This is a genomic window from Streptomyces sp. SAI-135, from assembly GCF_029893805.1.
Lineage (GTDB): Bacteria > Actinomycetota > Actinomycetes > Streptomycetales > Streptomycetaceae > Streptomyces.
In genome coordinates this window covers 1,048,157-1,062,788 of record NZ_JARXYP010000002.1, presented here as the reverse complement: position 1 = coordinate 1,062,788, position 14,632 = coordinate 1,048,157, and the positions used below count along the sequence as shown (strand labels likewise).

Sequence of the window (14,632 nt, the reverse complement as noted above, 5' to 3'; positions counted from 1 at the left end):
GGCCCTGCCCGGCCCGTCGCACCGGCATGACGACACGCTGACCGATGCGGCGGGCAGGCGTACTGGACGGTGAACCGCTCGGCTTCCGCGCCCATCTGCTGGGCGTGGCCCACGAGTTTGGGGTGCCGAAGCCGATGACGGCCAGACCGTCGCGGCTCGACGGGCACGTGGTCCAGCCCGGCTCCCGCTCGGCACTGCGGGCCGCCACCCGGTGATCACAGGTCGAGCTGGTACTCCACGGCCCTGTGCGTCGGCAGGTATCCGAGGGAGTCGTTGACGGCGAGCATCGGCTTGTTGCTCTCCGCGGTGTCGGTGCGCAGCCCGGACAGCGCGGGATGCCGTTCCAGGGCGCGGCGGACGGCCGCGGCCTTCATCCAGCGGGCCAGCCCGCGCCCGCGGTGTTCGGGGAGCACGGCGGTGCCGTAGTGCTGGCCGTCGCCCAGCCCGTCGCCGGGCACGACGAGTTCGGAGAAGCCGACCACGCCACCGTCCGTCGCGTCCAGGACGGCGACGGTGTGCAGCAGCTCGCCGCGCCGCGCGACGGCCTCCGCGGCCGCGACCACCCGGTCCACGTCCCAGACGACCGTGCCGAAGTCCGTGTCCTCCATCGGCATGTCGTCCATCGCGCGTCGGGACTCGGCGAACGAACGCGCCAGGGGGTCCGGCACCGTGCCCTCCCACTCGGTCAACCGGTAGCCGGGGTGGGGCACTTCGACGAGCGCGTCGACGGCGGCACGATCGATGTCGGTCAGCGAGAGCCGGGCGTAGGTGAGCGCCAGGACCTGGCGGAAGCCGCGTGCGGCCAGGAACAGATCGGCGGGGGAGCCCTGTACGGCCTGCGCGATCACCGACCGCCGCCGCTCCGTCCGCGCCGCGTCCACGGCGGCCTCCAGGAGCCGGGTACCGACGCCCTGCCGACGCTCGGCGCCGTGCACCGCGAGCTGCAGCTCGGCGAGGTGCTCCTGCCCCTCCTTGGTGAACAGCCTCAGGAAGGCGGACCCGAGGGGGACCCCGTCGTCGCCGGAGGCCAGCCAGGCCAGACGGCGGCTGGAGGCGCCGGGGCGGGGATCGGCGAGCGGGGTGATGTCGAAGGACAAGCGATGCTCCGTCGGGGGAGGGTGTGCGGGCGCTTGCAGCCTGCCGTCGGGCGAGGGCGTCCGCAACGGGATTTGCCGACGGCACGGAACGTCAGCCGAGCCGCGCCGGGACCCACCCGGTGGCGGCCGTCACCTCGGCCGCGATGTCGCTCACCGTGCGGTCGTCGGTCACCACGCGCAGTGTGCCGGCGGGCGCACGCTCGTCCAGCAGCCGTGCCTTGCGGGCGCTGCCCCGCAGCTCCTGTTCCAGCTCGGATCCGAGCTCCCGCCCGGTCAGCCGCCGCTCGGCGGTGTCGTCGGTCGCGGTGAGCAGGACCCGCACGATCCGGACGCCGTCCCCCATGGCCCGCCGGAACATGCCCGTCGCCTCCTCCAGCACGCACACGGTGTTCACGTAGACGAGGCGCCGGTAGCCGAGTGCGGCGTAGTTGCCCCACACGGCGGTCAGGTTCCGTTCGCCGATGGCGCTCCGGTGGGGATCGCCCTCCGGTGCCGGATGCACCTGCCCCATGAAGTCCCCGTCGATGACGGCGTGGGCGACTCCGGCGGCCCGCAGCCGCGCCGAGACCTCCCAGCCCACGGTCGTCTTGCCGACCCCGGCGCGTCCCCCGACGAGCAGTGCCTCCGCGTGATCCATGCGGCGAGAATGGCACGCCGAGTCCCCGGCGGGCCACGGGGTTTCAGGCGCGCAGCCGCCATGTGCGCAGGACGGCCTCCCGGCCTCGGGACACCCTGCTGACCGGCGGTTCGTCGGTGAGCTCGAAGCCGCACGAGCGGGCGACCGCCTCGCTCGCCGCGTTGGCCGCGTCGATGCGCAGCACCACCCGGCGCGGCCGGATCTCCCGGACGGCGTACTCGGCGGCCAGCCGCACCGCCCGCCCGGCCAGCCGCTGCCCCCGGTGGGCGGCGCCGACACCGTAGGCGAGCTCCACGTCCTGTTCGTCCGGACCGCTGCGGAACAGCAGCACCTCACCCCGGGGCACGGTCCCGTCGGTGGTGACGGCGAGCTGGACCCGGTGCCCCTCGGCCTGCCCCTCCCGCGCCCCGGCGAGGTAGGCGCGCGCCGCGTCCAGGCCGAACGGCGAGGCCACCGGGGTCCACCGGGCCATCTCGGGGTCGTCGTAGAGCGCGACCAGGTCGGCGAGGTCGGCGTCCGCCCACTCGCGCAGCGCGACGCCGTAGCCTTCGAGGCGCACCGGGGGGACGAGGATGACGGTTCGGTTCGTGTCCATGAGCCGATCCTGCCCCGCGGAAGGGGCCGGACGGAGGGGTGGGATGGAGGAGTCGGTGCTCGACGGCGGGGCGGTCAACGAGGTCGTCCGGATCGGGGAGACCGTGCGGCGTCCGCCGTCCGAACGGCCGGGCTTCGTAAGGGAGTTGCTCGCCCTGTTCGAGAGCGCGGGCTGGCGGGGCGCGCCGCGGTACCTCGGCGTCGACGAACTCGGCCGGGAGATCTTCGCTCATGTCGGGGGGCAGGCCGCCGTGACCCCGCGCGAGCGTGCCGCGGCCCGCACCGACGAGGCCCTGGTGGAGGTCGCCCGGCTCGTCCGCGAGTTCCACGACCTGACCCACGGGACAGCGCTCGCCGGGGACCGCGACGTCGTCTGCCACAACGACCTGGCGCCGAAGAACACCGTGTACACCGCGTGGCGGCCCACCGCGTTCATCGACTGGGACCTGGCCGCTCCCGGTGAGCGGATGCACGACATCGCCCACGTGTGCTGGCAGTACCTCGACCTCGGGCCGGGCGTCACGGACGTGGGGTCGACCGCTCGCCGTATCCGGCTGATCTGCGATGCCTACGGCCTCGACCGGCGGGACGGGTTGCTGGACACCGTGCTGTGGTGGCAGGACCGGTGCCGGCGGGGGATCGAGGCGGGTGCGCTGCGGGGCGAGCGGGCCATGATCGGGCTGCGCGAGCGGGGGGTCGTGGACGAGGTGCGGGCCGCGGAGCGGTGGGTCGCTGGGCACCTGCGCGAACTCGGGGCCTTCCTGACGTGACGGCGCCACGCAGGCGGGCCGGTCCACGTCCGGTGGACCGGCCCGCCTCTCCTGGTCCGGGGAAGCCCTACGGCCTGGGGGCGCTCCTCGCCGCCGTCATGGTGCACATCAGCCCGAGGATCACCGCGAGGGCGCCGATGATGATGTTGTTCAGCGCCACACCGGCGTCGGGGCTGTCGCCCACGACCCAGGGAGCGATGATCATCCAGATGCCGACCGCGCAGAACGCCCAGCTGAGGCCGTACATGCGCTCGGGGGTCTGGGTGAACCCGAGGGCCAGCAGGCCGATCGCTATGCCCACGATGAGGTTGTGGGTCACGAGGGCGGGCTGGCTCGTCGTGTAGTGGAGTATCCAGGGGGACACCGCGCAGTACAGACCGAGGAGGAACACCGGTCCGTCCACGAGCGCCACATCACGACCGCCGAGCATGCGGGCGTAGCGTTCCCGCATTTCCGGAGCGTCGGGGTGGCTGGTGATGTCACCTCTGGGGTGCGAGACGTTGGCCATGATGCGTCTCCTTCGACTGACTGGCCTGACCGCGTGGTGCGGTGTGCGGTGGGCGCCGCCTGTTTTCAGTCTGCGCTTATTTTTCCTTTATGTGTAGAGGTGACCGGGCCCGCCCCCCGGAGAGCGCCGACTCCCTCCGAGGGGCGGACGGTGAGCCGCGGCCCGGGGCCGCCGGAGGCCGATGACCGACGCACCGCTTCCGCATCGAAAGTGCCCGCGAGCCCGGGGGCGACACGGCCACCGTGCCCGCCATGCTTCCGCCCCGGGCCCATGGTCATCAACTCGCATCGGTTCTGCGTCGTATAGTCGTGCCATGAGTGGCATACCGGACGGCGCGCGGCCCGTGGCCCGGCCGGAACCGGCCTCCCCCGACACCGCGACGAGTCTCACCACCGGCGCCCTGGCCCGGCGGCTGGGAGTGTCGCCCACCACGCTGCGCTCCTGGGACCGCCGCTACGGCATCGGCCCCGCCGTCCGCACCGACGGCAGGCACCGCCGCTGGACCCCGCGGGACATCGCCGTGCTGGAGGCGATGTGCCGGTTCACCTCCGCGGGGGTGCCGCCCGCCGAGGCGGCCCGCGCGGCCAAGGAGTCGGCCGTACCGGGGCCGGGAGGCGGCGCGGCCCCGAGTCCGCCGGAACCCGCGCCCCGGTCGCGGGCGGCCGGCACGCTGCCCCTGGGCGATGTGCGCCAGGAGTGCCGTGGCCTCGCCCGTGCCGCCGTACGCCTCGACGCGCCCGCCGTGGAGGAGCAGTTGACCGCGGCGGTCGAGACCCACGGGCTCGCCGTGGCCTGGCAGGAGGTGATGGTGCCCACGCTGCACGCGGTGGGCCGCAAGTGGGCCTCGTCCGGGGACCGTTACGTCGAGGTCGAGCACCTGCTGTCCTGGCACATGTCCACCGCGCTGCGCCGCTGCACCCGCCTGCCGGCCCGACGCGCGGACACGCTCGGCCCCGGGCCCGTCGTGCTGGCCTGCGTCCCCGGCGAGCAGCACACGCTGGCGCTGGAGGCGCTCAACGCCGGCCTGGCCGAACTGCGCCTGCCCACCAGGATGTTCGGGGCCGCCGTACCCGTGGAGGCGCTGACCGCCGCGGTGGACCGGCTCGGCCCGGCCGCCGTCGTCCTGTGGGCGCAGGCCCGCTCCACGGCGAGCCTGCCGCTGGCCCGGCACATCGCCGGTGCCCAGTGGGGTGTCAAGGGCGCCCGCAGGAGGCCCGTGGTGATGCTGGGCGGGCCCGGCTGGCTCGGCCGTCCCGGACAGGGAATGCTGCGGCCGACGGGTCTCCAGGACGCCCTGGACACCCTGGCCGGCCTCTACGGGGCCGAACCCGCCGGGTGAGTCAGTCGCGGCCACGGGCCCGTTTGAAGCGGGCGAGCCCCTCGGACAGCTCCACGATCGGATCCGGGTAGTCCAGTGCGGCGCGGTCCGGGGCCCGCAGTTTCCACGGCTCGTGCACCGCGGGCCCCTCCAGCCCGGCCAGTTCGGGCACCCAGCGCCGCACGTACGTGCCCTCGGGGTCGTACCGCTTGGCCTGGACGACCGGGTTCAGGACCCGGTTGGGGCGGGTGTCGGTGCCGGTGCCCGCCATCCACTGCCAGTTGAGCTGGTTGTTGGCGAGGTCCCCGTCGACCAGCAGGTCCAGGAAGTACCGGGCCCCGATCCGCCAGTCCACGTACAGGGTCTTGGTGAGGAATCCGGCGGTCAGCAGGCGGCCGCGGTTGTGCATCCAGCCCTCGTGACGCAGCTGGCGCATCGCCGCGTCGACGATCGGGTAGCCGGTGCGGCCCTGCTTCCACGCCTCGATCTCCTCGCCCGCGGTCCGCTCGGAGCGCCAACGGTCGTGCTGAGTGCGGTAGTCGGCGGAGGCCGCGGCCGGGCGGGCCGCGAGCACCTGGCGGTGGAAGTCGCGCCACGCGAGCTGCCGTACGAAGGCGTCCGCGCCCGGACCGCCCGCCCGGCGCGCCCGGTGGACGAGCTCGACGGGGGAGAGGGCGCCGAAGTGCAGGTACGGGGAGAGCCGGGAGGTCGCGTCGCCGGCCAGGTCGTCGTGGCGGTCCCCGTATCCGGCCAGGCCGCTGCGCAGCCAGCCGGTGAACCGCTTGCGGCCCTCCGTCTCACCGCCCGCGGCGAGTGCCTCCGAGAGCCCGGACAGGGCGTCGCGGGACGGCAGCGGCTCCGATCCGACGCCGTCCGGCACCCGCAGGGTGCGCGGGGCCGCGAGCGGCTCCCGCAGCCGCTCCTCGGACCAGCGCCGGAAGTAGGGCGTGAAGACGGCGAAGTGGTCCGAGCTCGCCGGGGCCACCTTGCCGGGGGCGACGGCCGTGGTCACCGTGTCGTGGACGTGCAGCCGTACGCCCTCCGCCTCCAGGACCCGGCGCAGCCGCTCCTCGCGCCGGTGGGCGTGCGCACTGACGTCGGACGTCATGTGCACCTCGTCGGCGTCCGCCTCGGCGGCGACCTTGCGCACCTGGTCGACGAGGGCGCCGGAGCGCAGGACCAGCCGTCCGCCGCGCTCGCGCAGAGAGGCGTCGAGGTCGCGCAGACAGTCCGCGAGGAACGCCAGCCGGTTGGGGACGGCGAAGCCCGTCGCGTCCACGGCCCGGTCCCGCACGAACAGCGGGACGACCTGCTCGGTGCCGTCCAGGGCCGCCCTCAGCGGTGGGTGGTCGTGCAGACGGAGGTCGCAGGTGAACAGGACGACCGAGATGCTCATGGTGCGTACTCCTGGGTGCGGGAAGGAGCCGGGAGGTCAGTGGACGGGGGTGCGTTCGGGGCCGCGGGCCGCCGAACCCGCCGCGACTCGGGCGATGTTGCGGGCCATGCCGCCGAAGACGATCGCGTGGAAGGGCGAGACGCTCCACCAGTAGGCCTGGCCGAGCAGACCGTGCGGATGGAACAGGGCACGTTGCCGGTAGCGGGTGCGGCCGTCCTCGTCGGTCGCCACGCCCATCTCCAGCCACGCCAGGCCCGGCAGCCGCATCTCCGCCCGCAGCCGCAACAGCCTGCCCGGCTCGATCGCCTCCACCCGCCAGAAGTCCAGCGAGTCGCCGACCCGCAGCCGTGCCGCGTCCCGGCGGCCCCGGCGCAGCCCGACCCCGCCCACCAGCCGGTCCAGCCGGCCCCGCACCGCCCAGGCCAGCGGGAAGGAGTACCAGCCGTTCTCACCGCCGATGCCCTCCACGACCCGCCACAGCGCCTCGGGCGAGGCGTCGACCAGGAGCTCCCGGTGGTCGCTGTAGAGACTTCCGCCGGCCCAGTCGGGGTCGGTGGGCAGCGGATCGCTGGGGGCGCCCGGCACCGACGCCGACGACCACCGGGTGGTGACCCGCGCCTCCCGCACCCGCTGCAGAGCCAGTCGTACGGCCTCCTCGAAGCCGACCGGTTCGACGGGCGGGCCGGGGAGATGGCGGACGATGTCGTTCTCGCGGCAGACCACCTCGTGCCGCAGCGACTCGGTGAGCGGCCGGGCGATCGAGGCGGGCACCGGCGTCACCAGGCCCACCCAGTGGCTGGAGAGCCCGGGGGTGAGCACCGGCACCGGGAGGATGACCCGGCGCGGCAGCCCGGCGACCGCCGCGTACCGGAGCATCATCTGCCGGTACGTCAGCACCTCGGGGCCGCCGATGTCGAAGGCCCGGCTGACCTGTGCCGGCATGCGGGCACTGCCGACCAGGGCCCGGAGCACATCGCGGACCGCCACGGGCTGGACGCGGGTGTGCACCCAGCTCGGGGTGACCATCACGGGAAGGCGTTCGGTCAGGTAGCGCAGCATCTCGAAGGAGGCCGAACCCGAGCCGATGACGACGGCCGCCCGCAGGACCGTGGTCGGGACCCCGGAGTCGAGCAGGATGCGGGCCACCTCCGCGCGCGACCGCAGGTGCGGCGAGAGCTCGTGCTCGGGCACGCCCGCCGGGATGAGCCCGCTGAGGTGCACGATCCGCCGCACACCCGCCTCGCGGGCCTGCTCGGCGAAGATGCGCGCGGCCCTGCGGTCGGTCTCCTCGAAGCCCTTGCCCGAGTTCATCGCGTGCACCAGGTAGTACGCCACGTCCACCCCGTCCAGGGCCCGGGCGACGGAGGCGGCGTCGGTCACGTCACCCGCCACCACCTCGGCACGGCCGGCCCAGGGATGGTCGCGCAGCCGGTCGGGGGAGCGGGCCAGGCACCGCACGCGGTACCCCGCGTCGAGCAGTTCGGGGACCAGGCGTCCGCCGATGTATCCCGTCGCACCGGTCACCAGACACAGCGGTCCCGCGCGCGAGTCGTCGTGCTCCATCGCCTGTGCCCTTTCTGTCGTCCCCTGCTGATCACTTCGACCGCCGGGCCGGGTTCGGATGCGGCCCGGGCCCGCGGGAGCGCGGCGCTTCTATACGCTGATCACGTGGCCACAGCGAACCAGCGGGACCAGGACGAGCGACCGGAGTCCGGCGCGGGCGGGACGCCGACCGACCTGTACGCCTTCGCCGTACGGCTGCGTCGCATGAACGGCGAGATCAACCGCCTCGTGCAGGGTTTCGCCGGTGACCACGGTCTGCACGCCACCGACATCCAGGCGCTGGCCGCGATCATGGACGCGGAGGAGCCCATGACACCCGGCGGCCTGCGCCGCCACCTCGGGCTCACCTCGGGCGCGGTGACCGCGTGCGTGGACCGGCTGGAGCGGGCGGGCCACATCCGCCGGGTCCGGGAGAGCGCGGACCGCAGGGTCGTCCACCTGCGCTACGAACCGGACGCCCGGGCGGCGGCCCGCTCGTACTTCCGTCCGCTCGCCGGGGCGACCGAGGCCGCCCGCTCCCGTTTCGGTGAGCAGGAGCTGGCCGTGGTCGTGCGTTTCCTCGAGGCGCTGAACGAGGAACTGGCCGCGGTGCGGCCGAGCGGCGGCTGATCGGGCGCCGCGGGGCGCATCCGCGGGCCGGCCGACGGGGGAACCACAAGCGTCGTCTACGATCACCGACACGGTGTAACTCAATGATTGAGATTGTTTTTCATCGAGTTACATGTCCCCGAACCCTGGAGACCGATGTCCCCCGCCCGACGCACCCGTGTGCTCGTCCCGCTCCTCCTGCTGGCCCTCTGGCTCGTCGCCGGAGGCGCCCTCGGCCCCTACGCGGGCCGTCTCGGCGAGGTCGCGACCAACGACCAGGCCGCGTTCCTGCCGCGCAGCGCCGAGTCGACGGCGGTCATCGCCGAGCAGAAGAAGTTCCGGCAGAACGAGACCCTGCCCGTGATCGTCGTCTGGACCGGCGGCGCGGTCGCCGACCGGAAGGCGGACGCCGACCGGGCGCTCGGCTCGCTCGCCGACCTGCCGGGAGTCGCCGGCGAGGTGTCACCGGCCATCCCCTCCGAGGACGGGAAGGCCCTCGAAGGCGTGGTCCCCCTGCGTCCCGACCTCGGTGACACCCTCCCCGACACCCTCGATCGGATACGGTCCGCCGCCGACCGCGTCCCCGGTACGACGGTCCAGCTCGCCGGACCGGCCGCCACCCAGGCCGACCTGTCCGACGCCTTCGCCGGCATCGACGGACTGCTCCTGGCCGTCGCGCTGGCCGTCGTCCTGGTCATCCTGCTGCTGGTGTACCGCAGCGTGCTCCTGCCGCTGGTGATCATCCTCGGGTCGGTCTTCGCCCTCGGTGTCGCCTGCGCCGTCGTGTACGCCCTGGCGGACCACGACGTCGTCCGCGTCGACGGGCAGGTCCAGGGCATCCTCTCCATCCTCGTGATCGGCGCGGCCACCGACTACGCCCTGCTGCTCACGGCCCGCTACCGTGAGGAACTCGCCCGCGACACCGACCGGTTCACCGCCGCACGGGCAGCGGTACGGCGGTCCTGGGCGGCGATCGTCGCCAGCGCGGCCACGGTTGCGCTCGGACTGCTCGCCCTGCTGCTGAGCGACCTCACCAACAACCGCGCCCTCGGCCCGGTCGGCGCCATCGGCATCGGCTGCGCGGTCCTGACCTCGCTGACCTTCCTGCCCGCCGCGCTCGCCCTCCTCGGCCGCGCCGCCTACTGGCCCGCCCGCCCCCGTGCCGCGGACGACGACCGCGAGGGGGTCTGGCACCGGGTCGCCGCGCTCGTCGACCGGGCGCCACGCAAGGTCTGGGCGGTCACCCTCGTCGTCCTGCTGGCCGGCGCCGCCTTCGCGCCCGCCCTCACCTCCAAGGGCGTTCCCCTCGACGAGACCTTCGTCGACGACGCCCCCTCGGTGACCGCCCAGCAGACCCTGAGCCGGCACTTCCCGGCCGGTTCGGGCAACCCCGCCGTGGTCGTCGCGGACGCGGACCGGCTCACCGAGGTCGTCCGGGCGGCACGCGGAACCGAAGGAGTCGCCTCGGCCACACCGGCGAGCGCCTCCGGCCGTCCCGGCGCCGATCCGCTGGTCGTCGACGGCCGGGCCCGTGTCGACGTGACCCTCACCGCGGCCCCGGACAGCGACACCGCCAAGGAGACCGTCGCGCGGCTGCGCACCGCCCTGCACGGGGTGCCGGACGCGAACGCCCTCGTCGGGGGCTACACGGCCCAGCAGTACGACACCCTGCGCACCGCGGAGCACGACCGCACCCTCATCGTCCCCGTGGTCCTCGCGATCATCCTGTTCATCCTGGTCGTCCTGCTGCGGTCGCTGCTGCTGCCCGTGCTGCTGGTGGTCACGGTGGCCCTCAACTTCCTGACCACGCTCGGTGTCTCGGCCCTGGTGTTCCGCCATGTGTTCGGCTTCACCGGCACCGATCCGTCCGTGCCGCTGTACGGGTTCGTGTTCCTCGTCGCCCTCGGCGTCGACTACAACATCTTCCTGATGTCCCGGGTCCGCGAGGAGTCCCTGCGGCACGGGGTGCGGCAGGGCATGGCACGCGGTCTGGTCACCACCGGCGGGGTCATCACCTCCGCCGGTGTGGTGCTGGCCGCCACCTTCGCCGCCCTCGGGGTGATCCCGCTGGCCTTCCTCGCCCAGATCGCCTTCATCGTCGCCTTCGGTGTCCTGCTCGACACGCTGGTCGTCCGGTCCCTGCTCGTGCCCGCGCTGGTGCGGGACATCGGGGCCCGCGTCTGGTGGCCGACCGCCGTCCCGGAATCCGGGAAGGCGTGACATGTACGCCCGAATCCCGGGCAACCGCACAGGTACGAGACGGTTCGTCAGCGATGTTGGAGGTGTCTGCCGCTATGAGCGCGAAGGTGTTGGAGCGGTTTCCAGCGGGAGCTCCGCGCGGATCGTGGCCGGCAGAGGAGTACGCGGCGCAGAGGCGGGCGCAGGGTGAACCGGCGACCGTTGTGATGGATCTCAAGTCGGACGCGTTCCTCGTGGTGGTCCCCGGGCGGGACGAGGACTGAACAGAGGGCCCCCGGGCGGGACGGGGGCTGAACGAAGGGGTCCCCGGGCGGGACGACTGAACGGGAGGGTCAGCCGGGCGGGGTGAGCGTCCCGCCCAGCCGGCCGGCCCGGCGCACGAACGCTTCGTGCAGGTCCCGGGCGGCCCGCGGTACCGACTCGGCCCTGCGGCGCTGGAGCATCAGCAGCACCCGGGTCGAGTCGCCCTCGATCGGCCGGTGGGTGATCGTGCCCCGGCGTTCCAGGGGATCCCCGACCACGCTGAAGTCGGGCAGCACGGTCACCCCCAGCCCCTCGGCCACCATCAGCTTGCCCATCTCGGCCCCGTCGGTGGAGTACGCGAAGGCCGGCCCGCGTCCGTCCAGCAGCCGGTGGACGAAGCGGTGCATGACATAGCCGGTGCGCATGGCGATCAACGGCTGGGCGAGCAGATCGTCCACCCGCACCCGTTCCCGTGCGGCCAGCGGACTGTCCGGGCGCAGGCACACCACCGGCCGCCCGTGCAACAGTTGGGTGCACTCGTACCCGGCGGGCGTGTCGTCGCCGTCGAGGTGGTTGACCAGCCCCAGGTCGAACCCGCCCTCCGCCAGGGCCCGTTGGATCTCCGTCTGCTGTGCGCCGACCACCTCGACCTGGGTGACGGGATGAGCGGCCCGGAACTCCTCGACCGCCGGGATGAGCAGCGGCACGGTCGCCGCGTTCACCGTGCCGACGCGGACCATACGGCTGATGCGGTGCTGCTCGCCCGCCGCCGCCCGCAACCGGTCCACCGCCTCCAGCACGCCGACGATGTGCGGCAGCAACTCCCGGCCCTCCGCGCTCATCGTCGCCCCCGACCGCTTGCGCTCCAGCAGGTCGACCCCGAGCTCCCGCTCCAGATTGCGCACGGTCTCGCTCAACGCGGGCTGTGACAGGCGCAGTTCCTCCGCCGCCCGGCGCAGTGAACCGAGCCGGGTCACCGCCGCTATGTATTCGAGCTGTTCTGTTCGCACGGCCAGCAGAATGCGGGCCGCTTTACCGCGCGTTCAAGAGTTTCCCTGTCACACGTTCGTGAAATTCAATGGTCCGCGATACGAGACCGGTCGGGTTTTCCTTGACGCCTCTCGCCGCCGACTGTCACGATCGACGGCATGAAGATGCGACTGGACCTCACGCGGCGACGCCATGTCGACCTCGCGCGCGTCTCCAGCGCCTCCTGTCGCGCCGCGGCCTGATCAACCTTCCGCAATCCGCCGCGTTTTCCTCTCTTCCCGAGAGTTTCCACGCCTGAATTCCGTGTGCCCGCACACCTTCTGAATTTCGGCGTGCCTGAAAACATTCCGCAACAGGAGTCACGCATGCCTGCCGCGCCCGTGAAATTCGCCTACTGGGTCCCCAACGTCAGCGGGGGACTCGTCACCAGCAAGATCGAGCAGCGCACCGACTGGGGCTACGACTACAACCGGGAACTCGCCGTCCTCGCCGAGAACAACGGCTTCGACTACGCCCTCAGCCAGGTCCGCTACATGGCCAGCTACGGCGCCGAGTACCAGCACGAGTCGACCAGCTTCAGCCTCGCCCTGCTGCTCGCCACCCAGCGCCTGAAGGTCATCGCCGCCGTCCACCCCGGACTGTGGCACCCGGGCGTCCTCGCCAAGCTCGGCGCCACCGCCGACCACCTCTCCCAGGGCCGCTTCGCCGTGAACGTCGTCTCCGGATGGTTCAAGGGCGAGTTCACCGCCCTCGGCGAGCCCTGGCTGGAGCACGACGAGCGCTACCGCCGCTCCGAGGAGTTCATCACCGCCCTCAGGAAGATCTGGACGGAGGACCACGCCGAACTCGCCGGCGACTTCTACCGGCTGCGCGATTTCTCCCTCAAGCCCAAGCCCCTCAACACCGAGGAGCGGCCGCACCCGGAGATCTTCCAGGGCGGCAACTCCACCGCCGCCCGCGCCATGGCCGGGCGGGTCTCCGACTGGTACTTCTCCAACGGCAGGGACTTCGACGGGGTCGTCGAGCAGATCACCGACGTCCGCAAGTCAGCCGCCGAAGCCGGCCGCGCGGCACCGAAGTTCGGCCTCAACGGCTTCCTGATCGCCCGTGACACCGAGGCCGAGGCCCGCGACACGCTCCGGGAGATCGTCGCCAAGGCCGACCACGAGGCCGTCGAGGGATTCGGCGCAGCGGTGAAGCAGGCCGGACAGTCCACCGGCGACAAGAAGGGCATGTGGCAGGACTCCACCTTCGAGGACCTCGTCCAGTACAACGACGGCTTCCGCACCGGTCTCATCGGGACCCCGGAGCAGATCGCCGAGCGGATCGTCGCCTACAAGAAGCTCGGCGTCGACCTGCTCCTGCTCGGCTTCCTGCACTACCACGAGGAGGTCGAGTACTTCGGCAAACGCGTGCTGCCGCTGGTGCGCGAGCTGGAGGCCCAGCTCCCCGAGTCCGTCCCCGCCCAGGTCTGAGGAGGCCACCGACATGAGCACCGTCACGAACGCCGACTTCCACACCCGCCCCGCCCCCGTCACCGCGGCCGACTGGATCGCCCGCGCCGCCGAGGTCGCCGCCGTCCTCGCCACCGACGCCGCCGAACGGGACCGCGCGGGCGCCACCCCCTACGCCGAGGTGCGGCTCCTCAAGGACGCCGGACTCGTCACCCTCCTCGGCCCCACCGAGCACGGCGGCGGAGGCCAGGACTGGACCACCGCCTACCGGGTCGTCCGCGAGATCGCCAAGGCCGACGGCTCCATCGGCCAGCTCCTCGGCTACCACTACCTGTGGTTCTGGGCCGCCCGCCTGGTCGGCACCCGCGAGCAGTGGGAGCACGTGGAGGCCGAGGCCTCCCGGGGCCGCTGGTTCTTCGGCGGTGCGGTCAACCCGCGCGACCAGGACGTCGTCGTGACCGAGGACGGTGACGACCTCGTCTACACCGGCCGCAAGTCCTTCTCCACCGGCAGCAAGGTCTCCGACGTCACCGTCCTCGAAGGCGTCCTGGAAGGCACCGACCAGCACGTCTTCGCCATCGTGCCCTCCGACTCCGAGGGCCTGACCTTCCACGACGACTGGGACAACATCGGCCAGCGCCTCACCGAGAGCGGTGGCGTCACCCTCGACGGCGTCCGTACGCCCTGGTCCTCGGCCGCCGGATACGTCGACAAGGTGTTCCAGCCGCGCGTCTACAACACCCTGAACGTCCCCACCATCCAGTTGGTCTTCGTCAACTTCTACCTGGGCATCGCGGGCGGCGCCCTGGAGACGGCCGCCACCTACACCCGCGAGAAGTCCCGCTCCTGGCTGCACGGCGGATTCGAGCGCGCGGTCGACGAGCCGTACGTCATCGACACCTACGGCGACCTCACCGCCAAGCTCTGGGCGGCCGAGGCCCTCGCCGACGCCGTCGCCGCCGAGGGACAGAAGCTGCACGACGACCCCGACGCGGTCACCGAGAAGGCACGCGGCGACTTCGAGGTCCGGGTCGCCGCCGTCAAGGCCCGCGCCACCGACGTGGCCCTGGAGATCTCCAACCGGATCTTCGAGGTGACGGGAGCCCGCTCCACGGCCACCTCGGAGGGCCTGGACCGGTTCTGGCGCAACGTCCGCACCCACACCCTGCACGACCCGGTCGCCTACAAGCGGCGCGAGGTCGGCCGCTGGGTGCTCGAAGGCGAACTGCCCGAACCCACCTGGTACTCCTGACCGCCTCCCGGGGCGCCCCCGCC

Annotated in this window: 15 protein-coding genes; 8 read left to right on the top strand and 7 right to left on the bottom strand. The window is 72.8% G+C overall.

The window, feature by feature from the left end; translation table 11 throughout:
• The first annotated feature begins 44 nt into the window (after positions 1–44).
• Positions 45–215 (top strand): hypothetical protein, encoded by a 171-nt coding sequence (locus M2163_RS09230; RefSeq protein WP_280893699.1) that lies wholly within the window; start codon positions 45–47, stop codon positions 213–215.
• Here M2163_RS09230 and M2163_RS09225 read toward each other — a convergent pair whose 3' ends face one another.
• The 3 genes from M2163_RS09225 to M2163_RS09215 form a co-directional block, all read right to left on the bottom strand.
• Positions 216–1,097: a GNAT family N-acetyltransferase gene (locus M2163_RS09225; RefSeq protein WP_280893698.1), complete on the bottom strand. Its 882-nt coding sequence runs from the start codon at positions 1,095–1,097 to the stop codon at positions 216–218.
• Positions 1,098–1,188: 91 nt separating this feature from the next.
• Positions 1,189–1,734 carry a hypothetical protein gene (locus tag M2163_RS09220; RefSeq protein ID WP_280853287.1) on the bottom strand — a complete coding sequence of 182 codons (546 nt, stop codon included), beginning with the start codon at positions 1,732–1,734 and terminating at the stop codon, positions 1,189–1,191.
• Between the two features lie 43 nt (positions 1,735–1,777).
• Positions 1,778–2,329: a GNAT family N-acetyltransferase gene (locus tag M2163_RS09215; RefSeq protein WP_280893697.1), complete on the bottom strand. Its 552-nt coding sequence runs from the start codon at positions 2,327–2,329 to the stop codon at positions 1,778–1,780.
• Between the two features lie 43 nt (positions 2,330–2,372).
• Between M2163_RS09215 and M2163_RS09210 the strand changes: the two genes are divergently transcribed.
• Positions 2,373–3,098, top strand: coding sequence for a phosphotransferase (locus tag M2163_RS09210; protein WP_280893696.1), 726 nt, complete (start codon positions 2,373–2,375; stop codon positions 3,096–3,098).
• Between the two features lie 67 nt (positions 3,099–3,165).
• On the opposite strand, the gene M2163_RS09205 is transcribed toward M2163_RS09210, so the two are convergent.
• The gene (locus M2163_RS09205; RefSeq protein ID WP_280853290.1) at positions 3,166–3,606 is read right to left on the bottom strand and encodes an SPW repeat protein; all 441 of its coding nucleotides are present in this window, start codon (positions 3,604–3,606) and stop codon (positions 3,166–3,168) included.
• 313 nt (positions 3,607–3,919) lie between these two features.
• Here M2163_RS09205 and M2163_RS09200 point away from each other — a divergent pair, with 313 nt between their 5' ends.
• Complete coding sequence (locus M2163_RS09200; RefSeq protein WP_280893695.1) at positions 3,920–4,945, top strand: MerR family transcriptional regulator; 1,026 nt, start codon at positions 3,920–3,922, stop codon at positions 4,943–4,945.
• Between the two features lies 1 nt (position 4,946).
• Here M2163_RS09200 and M2163_RS09195 read toward each other — a convergent pair whose 3' ends face one another.
• Positions 4,947–6,320: a deoxyribodipyrimidine photo-lyase gene (locus M2163_RS09195; RefSeq protein ID WP_280893694.1), complete on the bottom strand. Its 1,374-nt coding sequence runs from the start codon at positions 6,318–6,320 to the stop codon at positions 4,947–4,949.
• Positions 6,321–6,356: 36 nt separating this feature from the next.
• The gene (locus tag M2163_RS09190; protein ID WP_280853293.1) at positions 6,357–7,883 is read right to left on the bottom strand and encodes an SDR family oxidoreductase; all 1,527 of its coding nucleotides are present in this window, start codon (positions 7,881–7,883) and stop codon (positions 6,357–6,359) included.
• A gap of 105 nt (positions 7,884–7,988) precedes the next feature.
• Between M2163_RS09190 and M2163_RS09185 the strand changes: the two genes are divergently transcribed.
• The 3 genes from M2163_RS09185 to M2163_RS09175 all read left to right on the top strand — a co-directional run bounded on the left by M2163_RS09185 (position 7,989) and on the right by M2163_RS09175 (position 10,933).
• Positions 7,989–8,492: a MarR family winged helix-turn-helix transcriptional regulator gene (locus M2163_RS09185; protein ID WP_280853294.1), complete on the top strand. Its 504-nt coding sequence runs from the start codon at positions 7,989–7,991 to the stop codon at positions 8,490–8,492.
• Positions 8,493–8,627: 135 nt separating this feature from the next.
• A complete protein-coding gene (locus tag M2163_RS09180) occupies positions 8,628–10,691 on the top strand; it encodes an MMPL family transporter (protein ID WP_280893693.1) in 2,064 nt (687 codons plus the stop codon).
• A gap of 53 nt (positions 10,692–10,744) precedes the next feature.
• The gene (locus tag M2163_RS09175) at positions 10,745–10,933 is read left to right on the top strand and encodes a hypothetical protein (protein WP_007379835.1); all 189 of its coding nucleotides are present in this window, start codon (positions 10,745–10,747) and stop codon (positions 10,931–10,933) included.
• A gap of 69 nt (positions 10,934–11,002) precedes the next feature.
• Here M2163_RS09175 and M2163_RS09170 read toward each other — a convergent pair whose 3' ends face one another.
• Complete coding sequence (locus M2163_RS09170; RefSeq protein WP_280893692.1) at positions 11,003–11,923, bottom strand: LysR family transcriptional regulator; 921 nt, start codon at positions 11,921–11,923, stop codon at positions 11,003–11,005.
• A 345-nt stretch (positions 11,924–12,268) separates the two neighbouring features.
• On the opposite strand from M2163_RS09170, the gene sfnG reads away from it, so the two are divergent.
• The gene (sfnG, locus tag M2163_RS09165) at positions 12,269–13,378 is read left to right on the top strand and encodes a dimethylsulfone monooxygenase SfnG (protein ID WP_280893691.1); all 1,110 of its coding nucleotides are present in this window, start codon (positions 12,269–12,271) and stop codon (positions 13,376–13,378) included.
• Positions 13,379–13,391: 13 nt separating this feature from the next.
• Positions 13,392–14,609, top strand: a complete 1,218-nt coding sequence (locus M2163_RS09160; protein WP_280893690.1) for an acyl-CoA dehydrogenase family protein — start codon at positions 13,392–13,394, stop codon at positions 14,607–14,609.
• Positions 14,610–14,632 lie beyond the last annotated feature (23 nt).